Source organism: Lacimicrobium sp. SS2-24 (assembly GCF_002201535.1).
In the GTDB taxonomy this organism is placed as follows: domain Bacteria; phylum Pseudomonadota; class Gammaproteobacteria; order Enterobacterales; family Alteromonadaceae; genus Lacimicrobium.
Genome location: NZ_NIWW01000001.1, coordinates 571,428 through 586,356 on the forward strand (window position 1 = coordinate 571,428; position 14,929 = coordinate 586,356).

A 14,929-nucleotide genomic window follows, 5' to 3' on the forward strand; every position below is an offset into this window, starting at 1 on the left:
CTTTGCTCAGGTGGCCACTTCAGCGATAACGCCCTTATCCCTGGCCACCTGATTTTTGCCCCGTTGCTTGGCGTCATACATGGCCGCGTCGGCCCGCTGAATGGACGACTCCAGATCATCCAAATCTTTCACCTGGCTTACCCCAAGGCTCAGGGTTATCTGGTTGGGTATCTCAGGGTTGGACATCCTCTCAACAGCATGGCGCATGCGCTCAGCCACTTTTAATGCGGTGTTAAAATCGGTATTAGGAAGCAGCGCCAGAAACTCCTCGCCACCAAAGCGGATCAGAATATCTTCTTCTCTTAGCAGCATTTTCAGGGCGTCGGCCACTGAGCGAATAGCTTCATCGCCGCTCATATGTCCGTGGGTATCATTGAGTTGTTTAAAGTCATCAATATCCGCCAGAATGACACAAGTACTAAACCCGTAGCGCTGGGCGGACGAAAACACCCCGGAGGTGATCCGGTTAAAGAAACGACGGTTGCGCAGCCCTGTGAGCTTGTCCGTATAGGCATCGTTTTTTAGTTTCTCCACCAAATCATAGATATAGCTGATAGCCACCCCACAAAACAGCAAGCACTCCAGCACCATTGCCACCAGAGTGGCAATATTGGTCAGTTCATTGCTATCAGGCTTGTTCAGGACAATGTACGTGGGCAGAACCAGCGTAAGCACCAGCCAGATAGACACCAGCGCGAGTTTTACTACACGGTCGCCATAGTTGCTGCGCCGGGGATGCTGATGAATAAACACAATAGTCAGCCATAAGGGCAAAGACAAATTAAAAAAACTATTGATATCCCGTGTCCAGGAGGGCATTTCTAGGAAAAACGTCAGCCATTGGGCAGCAGCGAAGAGAACAATGTGCAGGGTTGCGGCCACCACATTGAGCCACGATGGCAAACAGGCGAACCGTGCGCGAATACCAAAATAAAACAGGTACATGGCACTGAGTAAAAACAGGTTGGTGAGCAGGACAGACAGGGCATCGTAACCGCTGAAGCGCAATACGAAGGCGATAAACGCCAGAAAAGGCATGATGAAGGAGTACTGGAAGCAATACAGGGCTATCTGTTGATTGGCTTTTGCCTGCTTAGGCAAAATAAACACCATAAAGTAGAACGCCGCGGTGACCACAAAGAGTACGGCAGCGTTAAAGCCAAACTGTTGCAATGACACCTCGGATTACAATATTTAACAAATTATTAGCAGTCTAATACCAAATATGATGATATCCCAACCCTGTTTTAGAATCATTTTCCCTAAATTCTATGGCTTATACCTCTTTGCTCATCGTTTTATCCCTGCTGCTTGTGATTGTTCTCGGCTACGCCAGTGCGATTGTGTTGTTGTATTTTCGGGTCAAACACCACTACCAGCGTAAGCAGTTACGCTTTTACCGGCTCAGTGTTTACCAGCTATGGCAGTTTTATCTGGAGATTGTGCATGCCGTGGTGGTGATGAGCTATTGGCTGGTGTTTAAAAGCAACAGAAATGGACGCCACCGGCTCGTTGACAAGACCCAACCGGCTGTATTGTGCATACATGGCTTTCACATGAACGGGAGTTGTTTCTGGGGGCTGCGCCAGGCGCTGGAACGCCAGGGGATGGCCACCTTCAGTGTCAATTTAGGTCGCCCCTACGTGGATCCTAAAAAGTATGTGGATAGTTTGCATACAGCACTGGAAGAGAGTTTTAACAGTCATCAGCAACAGCCTGTTCACCTGCTGGCCCATTCCATGGGGGGGCTAGTATGTCGTATGTTACTGCAACACTACCCTGAAGATATCCATCGCATCAAATCAGTGATCACCCTGGGCACACCCCATCATGGAACCCAGGCGGTGGGCGATTTCACCCTGCCCTGGCTCAAAGAAATGTTTCATCCTCACAGCCCACTGCTGCATCAATTGCCGGAATTCAGTGACATGGCTCCGCAGCTGCCGGTGATGACCCTGGCATCGGTAAACGATCTGGTGGTGTTTCCCATACACCGTGCCCTGCTCAACAACACCACCCAGGTGAGGCTGTGCACCATCAGTCATATGGGATTGCTGATGAATCCGCGCGTTACCCGGCGCATCGTGCGCTGGCTTAACTGTTAAGGCCCGACTGAGGAGCATCCTGTGCGTTAGCGGGTGACGAATTCTGAGGCAGCTCTTTGACAAAATCGTTAAAGGCTTTTTGCTGATTTTCGTCGAGCTTACTCTTGCTCAGTATCTCAAGGGTGCGTTCGGCCAGTTCGAGCTGATCCGCATCCAGCCCTTCGTCACGGTGAATGGCAACCAGCACCTTCAAAATACTCAGCGACACCCGTACATTTTTGGGTGTCAGTTGCAGCGCTTGCTCAAGGGATTTCAGTGCCGGTACCTTCTTGTTTTTCTTAAACAGTTCCACGGCCATGCTATTGAGTTGCTTAGGTGTAAAGTGCACCTCTTCACGCTCTGAGGTTTCCTGTTCAATATATTTACCCACCACCTGACTGGTCAGGCCGTCACCGCCGATTTGTTTCTTTACCTTGTCCAGCAAGCTAATGGCTTCTTCACGACGGCCCAGTTCGTGGAACACTTTTACTTTGTCCAGATTGTCTTCCACCGACCGGGTCGCCTTAAGCGACACATGAGCATCCACAATACGTTCGGCGCGGTCACGCTCTTCCCGGGCATTATGAATACGGGCTTTGACCACTACTAACTGCTCTTTGAAATCTTCGTTGGCACCGTAGTTATTCTCCAGATCGGTGACATAGCGCTCTGTTTGTTTGAGCACTTTCAGTGACGCTTCACCGGTCAGGGTGCAGGCCAGATCGATACCAGAGCGAATCACGTTAAACATCAGTGCCGGAGAATCATGAATGGAGTTTTTGGCATATTTGGCCATGGCCTGCGTGGCTTTATACTGGCCCTGGTGATCATGAGTAAGCCGGGCTAAATCCCACAGCTTTTTGTTACGTTCAATATTGCGCGGCGCCAGCTCTGCGGCCTTTTTGATTTCCTCGTACGCCTGCTCATAATCTTCACGTTCGATATAGTATTGTGCCAGCAGATCATAGGTGGCAAAGCGGGTCTCGACTTTGTCGGTCAGCTTTGCCAGCAGCTCTTTGATTTCCTGCATTTTGTCCTGTTTGAGCAAGACTTTAACAAAGCCCAGGTATACCCAGGATGCGGTGTATTTTTCCATCAGGCCGCGGTAATAAGCTTCGGCATCGCCCAGCTCGTTGATCGCCAGTAAGCTTTCCCCTTTCATGCGCAATAGCTGCATCTGATATTTAGCCAGTGCCGGATTGAGCAAATGCCGGTCGGCGTAATAAATCGCCTTGCCGTAGTCTTTGTTATCCACCGCCTGATAAATGTTGTACAGGGTCTTTTTTACTTCCAGCACATGAGGAAGACGCTTTTTCACCTGTGCTGGTGACAAGGGTTTAACCCAGAAGTCATCGGGTTGCAGTTCGGCAATGCTGTTAACCAGACTTTCATCGGTATCAGCACTGAGAAAAATCAGGATGGTTCGCTTGGTAACATGGCCCTTAAATTTGAGCTCCTCGAGCAGATGGAAGCCATCTTTGTCACTTTTTACGTTAAAAGCACAGATGACCACATGAAATTTTTGCTGATCACACAGACGAAGACCAAAATAGGCATTCTCTGCACTTTTTACGGTGCGGATGCCGAGGTCGTAGAAGGTGGACTTGAGAATGTCATGTACCAATGTCTGATCATCAATAATCAGTACATTGAGTGCGTCCAAATTACTTAAATCATCTTTATCCATGCAATCTTAACTGCCCGCCCAGCGCTTACCCATGCAGAATCATACAATTCTGCCCAAACTCATACCTCAATATATGGTTTATCCGGTTTAAATTCCACAACATGCGCAAATCTGCGCAGCGATTGCTAAGAATTTAGTCAGTCAGCTCCAGGTGAGCGACAGAGTTCAACCAATACGGCTATTTTTTAACCTTCCCCCCTGTGCTTTGTGCCGGCTTCAGGTATAATCCGCCCACTTTTTTTCAGGCCCTCCTGAATTTTTTATGATGCCAGCAGACAGCGAGAGACAATGAGCGCAGAGATCTTTACCCCCAACAAAACCACCACCCTGGACACCCCAAAAAAGGTGCTGAATGAACAAAGTGCCAAAGAAGGACAAACCATGGATGTTGCCGGGGGTAATCGCATCGGTTTTATCTCGCTCGGCTGTCCGAAAAACCTGGTGGACTCTGAACGCATTCTGACCCAGCTGCGCACTGAAGGCTATGACGTGGTGAATACCTACAATGATGCCGACCTGGTCATCGTTAACACCTGCGGGTTTATCGATTCGGCGGTGCAGGAATCGCTGGATACCATTGGTGAAGCCCTGAATGAAAACGGTAAGGTGATTGTCACCGGCTGTCTGGGTGTAAAAGAAGACGAAATCCGCGAAGTGCACCCCAATGTGCTTGCCATTACCGGCCCTCACGCCTACGAAACGGTGGTGGAACAGGTGCATGATTATCTGCCCAAGCCTGAACATAACCCCTTTCAGCATCTGGTGCCGGATCATGGCGTTAAACTTACGCCGCGACATTTTGCCTACCTGAAGATCTCTGAAGGCTGTAACCACCGCTGTACATTCTGCATCATTCCCTCAATGCGTGGCGATCTGGTCAGCCGTCCGGTTGGTGAAGTGCTGGACGAAGCTCAGCGCCTCAAAGCCGCAGGCGTTAAAGAGCTGCTGGTAATTTCCCAGGACACCAGCGCCTATGGCGTAGATGTGAAAAACCGCACAGGTTTCTGGAACGGTATGCCGGTGAAAACCGGCATGACCGAGCTGTGTGAAAAACTCGGTGAAATGGGCATCTGGGTGCGCCTGCACTACGTGTACCCCTATCCCTCAGTGGATAAGGTGATCCCACTGATGGCAGAAGGTAAAGTGCTGCCCTATCTGGATATTCCCCTTCAGCACGCCAGCCCCAGAATTCTTAAGCTGATGAAGCGTCCCGCAGCGGCAGAGCGCACCCTGGAGCGCATCAAAAAATGGCGCGAAATCTGCCCTGAGCTGGTTATCCGCTCAACCTTTATTGTGGGCTTCCCCGGTGAAACCGAAGAAGATTTTCAGATGTTGCTGGATTTTCTCGATGAAGCTCAGCTTGATCGTGTTGGCTGCTTTAAGTACTCCGATGTGGAAGGTGCTAAAGCCAACGAATTGCCCGATGCCGTTTCAGAACAAGTGAAACAAGAACGCTACGAGCGCTTTATGCTCAAACAACAGGCCATCAGCACCGCCAAACTACAAAAGCGTATCGGTCAGCAAATGCAGGTCCTGATCGATGAAGTGGACGAAGAAGGCGCCATTGGCCGCAGTTACGCCGATGCCCCCGAAATCGACGGCATGGTGTACTTAAACGGGGATACCGAGCTTAAGCCCGGCGATATGGTCACGGTTACCATCGAGCATGCCGACGAGTATGACCTGTGGGGCACGCGTGTAGGCTCACAGGCATAAAGCCGACGGCTTACGCCTTATCCAGAATCACCGGCCCCGGACCTTGCGGGGCCAGTTTATCGTCCGGGTTATACACCGGGCATTTGCTCATCGACAAACACCCACAACCAATACAGCCGGTCAGCGAATCTCTGAGCCGCTGCAAGTACTCAATGCGCTCACTCAGTTGCTGATGCCATCCGCTCGATAGTGCCTGCCAGTCTTTTTTATCCGGTGCCCGGTGTTTGGGCAGTACCGAAAACGCCTGTTGTATCTCTGCCAGACTGATGCCCATTTTCTGTGCCGCCTTTATTACGGCTACCCGGCGTATCACATCGGGACTAAATCGGCGCTGATTACCCCCGTTACGCCCACAGGCGATCAGCCCTTTGCTCTCGTAAAAGTGCAGTGCCGATACACTTACACCACAGCGTTTTGCCACCTGCCCCACACTGAATTCCTGTGTTTTCATTTTTTGAAAAAAGCCCTTTACCTCAACTTAACTTGAGGTTTTAGCATACTCCTGCCATTAAAAAAAGGAGCAAGAAAATGAAAGACACGCCAAACCGCAACACCAAAACCACCAACAGCCCGTTCAAACGTTTTTGCAAGGGCTACTTTCGCCTGGTCAATCAAACCATGTATTTTAAGTAAGGAGACACATTATGATGCAGCTGGAACACCTGAATTTAGTGGTACGGGATCTTGAACAAAGCCTGCGCTTTTATCAGGCAGCCTTTCCGCACTGGCGCATACGGGGTAAAGGCGAGGCAGACTGGTACGGCACTCCAAGAAACTGGATCCATTTTGGCGATGCCTATCAGTATCTGACCCTGAACGACAACGGCTCCGGTGATAACCGCGATCTGACCTCAAACCGGGTAGGACTGGCACACTTTGCCTTTATCACCCGCAATCTTGAGGCTGTAATCACACGACTGAAAGACGCCGGATTCAGCCCGGCAAAGCAAGGCAGCGAAGACCCTTATCGGAGTAACATTTACTACCTTGACCCCGATGGGTTTGAAGTGGAGTTTGTGCAGTATCACAGTGATCTGCCCGAAAAGCGTAATCTGTATCTCTGATAAAAGCGTCAGCGCTAAATGGAGTCAGTGCAGATACAGAGTTTCGCCAATCGTCAGGGTGGTAAACGCCTTTTCCACCCCGGCCTTCGCCGCCGCCTGCTCTAACCGGGACTTGGGCTCAAATAAAGGCTCTGCACTGAGCTGAAACGTAGACCAGTGCATACCAATACTGCGTTTACTGCCGATTTCCTGGTGCACCTGTACCGCCTCCTCAGGATTGATATGATACTGGCGCATAAAATCGCGCGGTGAATAGGCCCCGATGGGGATGAGTGCCAGATCAAAAGGCCCGAAACGCTCGCCAATCTGTTTAAAGTCAATGGCGTTATAGCCTGTATCCCCGCCAAACCATATGCGCTTGCCGCTAATATTGATGACCCAGCTTGCCCACAGGGTATGGCGCCGGTCAAACAAACCTCTGGCCGACCAGTGCTGAGAGGGGGTGGCGGTGATCGTGACATCGGCAAACTGACCCTGCTGCCACCAGTCATAACTTTGGGTTTTAAAGGGTCCAGCGTCATTTTCAGCAAACCACTGCCCCACACCAAGCGGCAGATGATAGGTAATGTCCTTAGGTAAGGCATGGATGGTCTGCTCATCCATGTGATCGTAGTGATTGTGAGAGATCACAACATGATCTATCGGAGGCAAATCCCCAATGCCATAAGGCATGGGCGCGAGGCGCACGGGGCCGGCAAAGCTCACCGGCGAGGCCCGCTCTGTGAGTATGGGATCGGTGAGAATATGTACCTCCCCCATACTGATTAAAAAGGTGGAATGGCCAAGCCAGGTAACACGCAGGCCATTAGCGGGCTGTTTTAAATCCTCCAGCTTCTCTGCAATGGTAATCAGGTGTGCCTGACTTTGCTGATCCGCAAAGGGCACATCACCAAAGTACTTGGTCCAGGCAAAAGAGAACACGCTTTTGTCAGCATCATCGATATGCGGATTCTGATACACCGCGCCGTCGCGCTCCACCACTTTGCTCACACGCCCCTCAGGGGCCGTCGAACAAGCACTAAGCCAAAATACTAAAGGCAATAATAACAACCAGCTTCTGTGCATTAGGGTTTACCGCTCCTGCCACGTGTCTGCCTGGTGATTACGCGCCACTTTGTGAAATGATCACTTATTCCCTGGCCATGATGTTTATCGCGGCGGCACTGAGTGCCTCGGCGGCGGTCGCTATCACCGCATCGGCATCCGGAGCCCAGAATGGACTGTGCAATGATGGCAACCCTGTGCCATTTTCCTTGGCCGCGTTCCATTTCTGCTGCGGCACACCGCCGACCCAGAAAATCATGCTTTTAATGCTGGGATCCGCGCGGTAGTAACGGCCAAAATCTTCCCCTGCCATCACCGGCGGCACCTGCTGAATGCGTGCATCACCAAAACGCCCGGCAAAGTACTCGGCCATGTTTCGGGTAAAGTCCGGAGTGTTATAGGTAGAGGGTGTGTATTCATCTTTGACGGTCACCTCCGGCATCAGCGATTCCGGCATACCGGCGGCAATGGCCTCACCTTTGGCGATGCGGGCAATACCATCAAGCAGTTTCTGACGAGTTTCATCTGAATAACTGCGTACCGTAAGCAGCAGACGCGCCTCATCAGAAATAATATTGTGCTTGGAGCCCGCCTGGAAACTGCCAACAGTGACGACCGCCGGGTCTTGTGGGTCCAGCTCACGGCTGACCAGGGTTTGCAGTGAGGTCACAATGCGACTGCCCAGTACCACCGGATCTTTCGTGTCATGAGGATAAGCGCCATGGCCGCCGACGCCTTTGACAATAATATCCACGCTATCCACATTGGCCAGGGTGTAACCCGGCGTATAGCCAATCACACCGGCGGGCAAGGCCGCCGAGTTATGAAAGGCAATCACATAATCCGGCTTGGGAAAGCGCTCATACAGCCCGTCATTCAGCATATTCTTAGCCCCCCGCCCCCGCTCTTCAGAGGGTTGCAGGATCATCACCAGGGTACCGGACCAGTTATCTTTCTCACTTACCAGCGCCCTTGCCGCACCCAGCCAGCCTGCCATATGGGTATCATGCCCACAGGCGTGCATCACCGGGCTTTCAATACCATCTTCGGTGGTGGCTACCACTTTAGAGGCATAGGGCAAACCGGTTTTCTCTTCCACCGGTAAGGCGTCCATATCGGCACGGATCATCACCACCGGCCCCAGCCCGTTTTGCATTACCGCCACCACACCGTGGCCGCCAACGTTTTCTGTAACCGTAAAGCCAAGCTCACGTGCCTTGGCCGCCAGCCCCGCTGCGGTTTTTTCTTCATCACCGCTAAGCTCAGGGTACTGGTGCAGATGCTTATAAGTTTGCATCAGCTCGGGCAAATCCTGCTGCACCTTTTCACGCAGCGCATTGGCGCTGACATTGATGCTCAGCATGCTAAGACAAAGGGGTAATACAATCAGGGGTTTAAAGGCAGCCATGTTTTATCCTTAAGGGTTAAATCTGCATACACCTCAGCCTACAGCGAATCACCAAACTTGGCAAAAATCAGCACCCATCACTCACCGTAAAACGTTAGCAGAATTTAAGACTCAAGATCTGTACTCACCACAACATCAAGGCTAAACAGGCGGACATTCGTAAAACAGAAAAACTGCCGCAAAGCGCCGTTTTTGCCCTGCACTTACCAGGATAATGGGAACCATCAGGCTGGTCAGGGGTTACAGAACATGCTAGAAAAAAACAATGTAAAAATACGGCATAAAGCCTTATTTAGATACGGCGCTTCGCCACAGATTAAATTTTTTATCTGGACTGGGAGGTCGAGATGCAAGGGATATGTCGGCTTTTCCAATCTGAATCGACGTTAAAAGAAAGCCACTTCATTCCGAAGTTCATTGGAAAATGGGTAAAGAAAACAGGTGTTACTGGCTACATTCGGGAAAGTAACGAAGTCAATAAGCGTGCTCAGGATATTGCTAAAGAATATTGGCTTTGTGGAGGTTGTGAAGCGCTGTTTTCAGACTGGGAGAGAGAATTTGCAAACAAGGTGTTTTACCCATTTGCTGATAGAGGTGAATCTGTAGCAAATTATGGTGAATGGATGTCAAGATTATGTGCTTCTTTGTCTTGGCGAACTCTTACATATATACGTAGTAAGAATGAATCCGAGAAAAAAACTGACGAATACAACAAATCTCTAGATGCTGCTGAGCGATATTTACAGAAATTTTTGCTGGGTGAGGAATCGAACTTATATCAATATGAGCAACATGTATTTCCCCTAGAACGAATTGAATCTACAACTGAATCAGGGTTACCACCAAACATCAATAGATATTTTTTGCGTACAATGGCAATGGATGTTATTGGAAACTCAACAGATTTATATATATACACAAAGCTCCCTTGCTTCATTGTTTTGGGTGTAATTAAAGCAAAAGAACTGAAGAAGATGAGGTCTAGCAGAATTGCCATTAAACACGGGAAGATTAGCCCAAGAGAATATTGGTGGCCTGATGGTTTTATCAATTACATTGTTGAGAAGGCTCAGGCAGTATCAGATGCATATGACAAAATACCAGAAAAGCATAAAGCCAGTTTTGATGAGTTCATAAGAAAAAATCCGGATAAGGCAGCAAGCTCAAAATTATTCGAGGCGTTCAGCTATGATCACGATCAGTTTGGAAACAAAGTATTCAGATAACAAACCGCCGCCAGGGGTAAACCTACTCTGTGCTTCGGTTTACACCAGAGCGCGGTATTATGTGTCAGGAGTAACAGGAAAGCATAAGTATGGAAGAACTATTTATAAAGTACGCAGCAGCTTTCGATGCGTTTGATCCGGAAAAAATAGCCAGCCTCTACCGCTTACCTTGTGCTGTTTCTGATGCAGATGGCGTCCAGACATTTACTGATAAGGCTGCACTTATTAAGAAGTTTTTCGCCAACTGTAAAGCCATGCGTGGTTTTGGCTATCAAAAAGCCCAATTTAATATTCTTGAAAAACAGCAACTAGGAAAGAAGAAAGTTGCGGTTACTATTGGATGGCGCATTATGACTGTAGGTTCGCATATAGACTTTCGTACTCTGTATATTTGTCACCAAATCGAAAATGCCTGGTATATATTCAGCGCTAACGTATACGAAGGGAGTTCTAGCATTGATACATAATAATCCTGGTCTGCGGCTTGGAGCGTGTGGTGTCAACCTCACTTTTCGGATTTTGACTCCCCTAAAAAAAGCAGCTATCTTGAAATGGGTATCGGTTGATTAAAAAGGATTTCATTGTGAAAAAAGGAATATTATTCATTATTTGGTTTGTCCTATTGGCTATCGCTTTTTCTTTACTCGGTGGTTTAATCAATGGGCTTTCAAATAACATGCTATTCAGCAATGTAGATGTCGGCATTTTCATTTCACTTTCTCTCGCTCTTGTAATAGCTGGTGTGGGTGTATCAAAAAGCTTATTACCTGGCACAAAAGCTTAAAAGATAAACAACGAGCTGATAAGAAATGCTGGTAATAAGAAGGGTGAAATCCCAATTAACGACTATCACATGGGAAACGATGGCGGTTTCACTGACTAACCTGTGCCGTCATTTTTTGTTACTCAGTGCTTTTGAACTCGCCTCACCAACAGGGTAAGTTGAAGAGATGACTCACCCAAAAGGAAAATGCGCATTGTGGGAAAGCTGGCCGAAAACCATTCCATCATCCTGATTTTATTGCTGCTTGGGGCGGCAGGCTCTTACTACTATGGCTTTACCCAGGGCGTATTTGGGTTCTTGGTACTGGGCGTCTTACTTGAGATCGCATTCTGGGTGGGATTGTTAGAACCCGATGATGATTAATCACTACCCTTTCGCGCAGCAAGGCACAATGTGGGCTGCACCAGAGACTCTGCTGTATCCGGTGCACCAAACCATTGTTAACCTCAAAGATGCCCGGTTTTTACATAAATCAACGCTCCATCTTCTCGGGTATAAGGGCTGTGTTCACTCAGGTGTGGGCTGCGTATCCATGAGCCTGCTGGATACGCGCCGTGTTCATCATAGAAGGTCCCCTCAAGCACCAGGATCTCCTCGCCTCCCCAGTGACGATGACGATTGAATTTGGTGTTAGGCGCCCATTCCACCAGGGCGACATGTTCACTTTCAAAGTCATGTAAGGGCATCACCCTTAACCCTTCAACCAGCCCTGGATACCAGCTTTGCTGCGCGGTGGAAATGACTTTCTGCTCCAGATCCGCCTGGTCAAACTGATGCAGTTTGACAAAAATCGTCGCCCCTTCTTTGCCAATTCTGGGCTGATGAGAGGTGCCAATGGGATTGCGCACATAGCAGCCTTTTTCGTAATCCTGGTGCTCATCGGAAAACACCCCTTCGAGTACCAGGAATTCTTCTCCGCCTGAATGGGTATGCGCAGAAAACTCACTGTGTGGCTCATAGCGAACAATGGACGTGGCTCTGGCCACCTCATCCCCTCTCCGATCCAGCATCATGCGCTTTACACCCGGCATCGGCGAATCAACCCAGTGATAATCCTGTGGCCGAATCACCACCCGTTGCTGAAAATCCGCATTAAGGTGCATAACTATCCCTCATCTGTCTCTGGGCTAAAGCCCAATCGTTTTTACCGTGCCTTAGGGTCATAAGCTCAATCTGTGTATTGCCGTACAGGGCCTGTAACTAAAAAATATGATTACCCCTTGAGCACATTTACTCTTCATGCATGGTGTTCACTGCCCGATGGTATGGGAACAATAAACCATTTTTACAAACCATGCGTAAACTGATACTCCATACAGCCAATAATGAGATCACCATGCCCAGGTTTGCTTTTTTCATCTGCTTTATCGCTGTGTTTAGTATGCTTATCAGCCACCACGTGGAGGCCCTTGAAGAGCCCACCTACGAGCTCAATACAGAATTCGATGGTATCGAAATCCGCCATTATGACCCGTTTCTGGTCGCCCGCATGACCGTCAGCAGTGATTTTAATAACGCAGGGCAAGAGGCACACGATGTATTGCTGGACTATCTGTCAGGAAACAATAGCCAGAATCAGAAAATGCGCATGGCCGTGCCGGTGAATCAGGAACCGGCCTCGGGAGAAAAAATCGCCATGGCGGTACCGGTGATGCAAGGTCAAAACCAGCGCCCGGATCAGTTTACCGTCAGCTTTGTATTACCCTCAAAATACACCCTTGAAACCATCCCTCAACCCAATGATCCACGTGTTACCGTGACCGAGATTCCTGGTAAAATCATGGCAGTGAAGCGGTACAGCGGTTTCTGGACACAAGAGAATTACCGTGACAACGAGCAGACTCTGTTGTCTGCGCTAAAAAGGCACCAGATTAGACCCATAGATCAGCCTGTTTACGCGCGTTATAACCCGCCCTGGTGGCCCTGGTTTATGCGCCGCAATGAAGTGATGGTCAGCATTGAACCCTCAGCCGCATCTACACTGGATAAAACGTCACAGAACTGAAGGATTGCAGCCGCAACGACTTATCTTCTGAGCAAATTCAATGCCGCCACAATGATGACATTTCCAACAACCAGGTGAAAATGGCAGGTTCATTCATAAGCAGCGCGGCGCCCTTTGCACCGCCAAAATGACACGCCGTTGCCAAGTTCTAGTTGAGTGGAGCAATCACATTAATCATTGGATGTTTCTATTCGGGTAGACAACCAGTCGATAATCGCCGCGGTATCAGAGATATCACCAGTGAAAGGTAAATCAGGCTGATGACTTTGGTTAACCCCCCGCTCCCGGCCTCGATGAATCGCCGTTGGGTACACCAACTGGCCAATACCACTGGGCAGTTCCGCCGATACCACCTCAAGATAAAAGGTATCGCCAGAGGTCTGTGTACCAATATGTGTGACGCCCTCAATCGCTTCCATCAGGTCGGCGAAGTCTAAACAGGCACTTACACAATCAAAATCGGTTAAAAAGAATACGTTTTCAGGCAACGTTCTGGACGCGGCGTTGGTTCTCTCAGGTTGAGGCTGAAGCTGAACAAAGAACGGTTGTCCAGTTGCATTAGCCTGTTGTAACCCGTCTCGAATTTCCGAGACCTTTTTATACAAATCACTGTCCGAGCCAAACTTAAGCCGCAGCCCTAACATAGCAGAGTCTAGACGATCGAGGTTGTTATCTGATGCACGCCAGTCAGTGCTGCTGAATCGAGGGATACGATCGGCTACAAACCCATCTCCCCACAATGCCTTTGCCACATCATAGCCCGCAGCACTCGCGCCACCAAGATTGCCACGCACGTCAATTACCAGCGCTTTTGCACGCTCGAGCCGTTCTCGTTGTTCCTCTATTGACTGAATTAAGCTCGCTAGCTCCTCACTGACACTGTCACCACTATCGAAGAAGCTGGCAATTGATACCCAGGCAATCTCATCACCAACAAACTGTAGCGCCGTAGACGGGTCAACCCGAGGCTCTACAGAATGGGTAAACTCGGTCAGTATGGTGGGTTCAAGAGGCTGCCATTTCAGTGGGTACGTTTCTACTTTTCCTCCAATGTCAAAGTCACAGGCCGCAAGTGGCGGCAAAAAGGGATTACCTGCATCAATCAGAATCCAGGGCCAGTCTCCTGCCTGTAACGCCGGTAACCAGCTTCTGAAAATATATGGCTTTACCCTCTCTTCGTACAGGGTCTTAGGCGATTTACCATCACAGGACAGCAGACGAGCATCCACCGGTGGGGATTTGTCAGCATCACGGCTGACGACTCTCAGTTGCCCGTTGTCACCAATGGATACGAAAAAACCAGGCCACTGCCGGTTTCGGGGAATTGCTCGATAGAACTGAGCGGCCAAATGGGCATCTTCAAAGGGCATGGTCATCGCCCGCGTTGCGTAATAGTAACCTGCTGGACTATTGGCCCGTTCTGCCAAGGATGAGGCAAACCGGTGGGCCTTTTCAAGGGTCTGCGAGAACTGTGGGTTGGCCTCATCCCTTGCGCCTGGGTGGTCATTGCTCAGTGTTTGGTGAATAAAATCAATATCCTGAATAGCACTCTCGCGCCAGTCAGGTTCGCGAACAAAGGCCCAATAATAATAAGTTGCTGCAACCAGAATGATGGCCAGAATAATCCATCGTTTGATGCCTTTTAGTTTCTTCAACACACTATCTTCCATTGACCTGCCCTTCGGCTCATACGGTACGCCGTTTACCCGGAAGCTTACTCGCTACCGTATAGCATTTATTTAAATTCAGTCAACTGAGGGGGGCGAAGAGAAGCACAAAGCAGCAAACATACAATGCTCACGTACGGGGTTTGCTCACGCCAGTTGAAATCAAAGCCTAAACCGATGTTTTGTTTGGTGCAATCAGTATCTCTTTGGCGTTTACAGCTTGGCAAACACACAGGCCCTTAGC

Annotated in this window: 15 protein-coding genes; 8 read left to right on the forward strand and 7 right to left on the reverse strand. The window is 49.3% G+C overall.

Annotated elements, in window-relative coordinates:
* Positions 1-6 precede the first annotated feature (6 nt).
* Complete coding sequence (locus CCY32_RS02540) at positions 7-1,173, reverse strand: GGDEF domain-containing protein (protein ID WP_088328984.1); 1,167 nt, start codon at positions 1,171-1,173, stop codon at positions 7-9.
* A gap of 98 nt (positions 1,174-1,271) precedes the next feature.
* Here CCY32_RS02540 and CCY32_RS02545 point away from each other — a divergent pair, with 98 nt between their 5' ends.
* Positions 1,272-2,105 carry an alpha/beta fold hydrolase gene (locus CCY32_RS02545; protein ID WP_088328985.1) on the forward strand — a complete coding sequence of 278 codons (834 nt, stop codon included), beginning with the start codon at positions 1,272-1,274 and terminating at the stop codon, positions 2,103-2,105.
* On the opposite strand, the gene CCY32_RS02550 is transcribed toward CCY32_RS02545, so the two are convergent.
* Positions 2,095-3,771, reverse strand: coding sequence for a response regulator (locus CCY32_RS02550; RefSeq protein WP_088328986.1), 1,677 nt, complete (start codon positions 3,769-3,771; stop codon positions 2,095-2,097). The genes CCY32_RS02545 and CCY32_RS02550 overlap by 11 nt on opposite strands.
* A 288-nt stretch (positions 3,772-4,059) precedes the next feature.
* Between CCY32_RS02550 and rimO the strand changes: the two genes are divergently transcribed.
* On the forward strand, positions 4,060-5,487 hold the full coding sequence (rimO, locus tag CCY32_RS02555; protein WP_088328987.1) for a 30S ribosomal protein S12 methylthiotransferase RimO: 1,428 nt from the start codon (positions 4,060-4,062) through the stop codon (positions 5,485-5,487).
* 10 nt (positions 5,488-5,497) lie between these two features.
* On the opposite strand, the gene soxR is transcribed toward rimO, so the two are convergent.
* On the reverse strand, positions 5,498-5,938 hold the full coding sequence (soxR, locus tag CCY32_RS02560) for a redox-sensitive transcriptional activator SoxR (protein WP_088328988.1): 441 nt from the start codon (positions 5,936-5,938) through the stop codon (positions 5,498-5,500).
* Positions 5,939-6,131: 193 nt separating this feature from the next.
* On the opposite strand from soxR, the gene CCY32_RS02565 reads away from it, so the two are divergent.
* Positions 6,132-6,551, forward strand: coding sequence for a VOC family protein (locus tag CCY32_RS02565; protein WP_088328989.1), 420 nt, complete (start codon positions 6,132-6,134; stop codon positions 6,549-6,551).
* Between the two features lie 24 nt (positions 6,552-6,575).
* Here the strand turns inward: CCY32_RS02565 and CCY32_RS02570 are convergent, their stop codons facing one another.
* Complete coding sequence (locus tag CCY32_RS02570; RefSeq protein ID WP_168171411.1) at positions 6,576-7,541, reverse strand: MBL fold metallo-hydrolase; 966 nt, start codon at positions 7,539-7,541, stop codon at positions 6,576-6,578.
* Between the two features lie 139 nt (positions 7,542-7,680).
* A complete protein-coding gene (locus CCY32_RS02575; protein ID WP_210401664.1) occupies positions 7,681-9,003 on the reverse strand; it encodes an amidohydrolase in 1,323 nt (440 codons plus the stop codon).
* Between the two features lie 347 nt (positions 9,004-9,350).
* Between CCY32_RS02575 and CCY32_RS02580 the strand changes: the two genes are divergently transcribed.
* The 4 genes from CCY32_RS02580 to CCY32_RS17160 all read left to right on the forward strand — a co-directional run bounded on the left by CCY32_RS02580 (position 9,351) and on the right by CCY32_RS17160 (position 11,376).
* Complete coding sequence (locus CCY32_RS02580; RefSeq protein ID WP_088328991.1) at positions 9,351-10,229, forward strand: hypothetical protein; 879 nt, start codon at positions 9,351-9,353, stop codon at positions 10,227-10,229.
* A gap of 89 nt (positions 10,230-10,318) precedes the next feature.
* Positions 10,319-10,696 carry a hypothetical protein gene (locus CCY32_RS02585; protein WP_088328992.1) on the forward strand — a complete coding sequence of 126 codons (378 nt, stop codon included), beginning with the start codon at positions 10,319-10,321 and terminating at the stop codon, positions 10,694-10,696.
* A 116-nt stretch (positions 10,697-10,812) separates the two neighbouring features.
* Complete coding sequence (locus CCY32_RS02590) at positions 10,813-11,013, forward strand: hypothetical protein (RefSeq protein WP_141096161.1); 201 nt, start codon at positions 10,813-10,815, stop codon at positions 11,011-11,013.
* A gap of 186 nt (positions 11,014-11,199) precedes the next feature.
* Entirely contained in the window at positions 11,200-11,376 is a 177-nt protein-coding gene (locus CCY32_RS17160) for a hypothetical protein (RefSeq protein WP_210401665.1), read from the forward strand.
* Between the two features lie 83 nt (positions 11,377-11,459).
* Here CCY32_RS17160 and CCY32_RS02595 read toward each other — a convergent pair whose 3' ends face one another.
* On the reverse strand, positions 11,460-12,116 hold the full coding sequence (locus tag CCY32_RS02595; RefSeq protein ID WP_210401666.1) for a cupin domain-containing protein: 657 nt from the start codon (positions 12,114-12,116) through the stop codon (positions 11,460-11,462).
* Between the two features lie 233 nt (positions 12,117-12,349).
* On the opposite strand from CCY32_RS02595, the gene CCY32_RS02600 reads away from it, so the two are divergent.
* Complete coding sequence (locus CCY32_RS02600; protein ID WP_210401667.1) at positions 12,350-13,018, forward strand: heme-binding protein; 669 nt, start codon at positions 12,350-12,352, stop codon at positions 13,016-13,018.
* Positions 13,019-13,188: 170 nt separating this feature from the next.
* Here the strand turns inward: CCY32_RS02600 and CCY32_RS02605 are convergent, their stop codons facing one another.
* Positions 13,189-14,676 carry a S41 family peptidase gene (locus CCY32_RS02605; RefSeq protein ID WP_168171412.1) on the reverse strand — a complete coding sequence of 496 codons (1,488 nt, stop codon included), beginning with the start codon at positions 14,674-14,676 and terminating at the stop codon, positions 13,189-13,191.
* Positions 14,677-14,929 lie beyond the last annotated feature (253 nt).

Bases quoted from the DNA above. Each gene is read 5' to 3' on its own strand.
- soxR (WP_088328988.1), bottom strand. From the start codon at position 5,938: ATGAAAACACAGGAATTCAGTGTGGGGCAGGTGGCAAAACGCTGTGGT.
- CCY32_RS02550 (WP_088328986.1), bottom strand. From the start codon at position 3,771: ATGGATAAAGATGATTTAAGTAATTTGGACGCACTCAATGTACTGATT.
- CCY32_RS02595 (WP_210401666.1), bottom strand. From the start codon at position 12,116: ATGCACCTTAATGCGGATTTTCAGCAACGGGTGGTGATTCGGCCACAG.
- CCY32_RS02575 (WP_210401664.1), bottom strand. From the start codon at position 9,003: ATGGCTGCCTTTAAACCCCTGATTGTATTACCCCTTTGTCTTAGCATG.
- CCY32_RS02580 (WP_088328991.1), top strand. From the start codon at position 9,351: ATGCAAGGGATATGTCGGCTTTTCCAATCTGAATCGACGTTAAAAGAA.
- rimO (WP_088328987.1), top strand. From the start codon at position 4,060: ATGAGCGCAGAGATCTTTACCCCCAACAAAACCACCACCCTGGACACC.
- CCY32_RS02545 (WP_088328985.1), top strand. From the start codon at position 1,272: ATGGCTTATACCTCTTTGCTCATCGTTTTATCCCTGCTGCTTGTGATT.
- CCY32_RS02600 (WP_210401667.1), top strand. From the start codon at position 12,350: ATGCCCAGGTTTGCTTTTTTCATCTGCTTTATCGCTGTGTTTAGTATG.
- CCY32_RS17160 (WP_210401665.1), top strand. From the start codon at position 11,200: ATGCGCATTGTGGGAAAGCTGGCCGAAAACCATTCCATCATCCTGATT.
- CCY32_RS02565 (WP_088328989.1), top strand. From the start codon at position 6,132: ATGATGCAGCTGGAACACCTGAATTTAGTGGTACGGGATCTTGAACAA.
- CCY32_RS02585 (WP_088328992.1), top strand. From the start codon at position 10,319: ATGGAAGAACTATTTATAAAGTACGCAGCAGCTTTCGATGCGTTTGAT.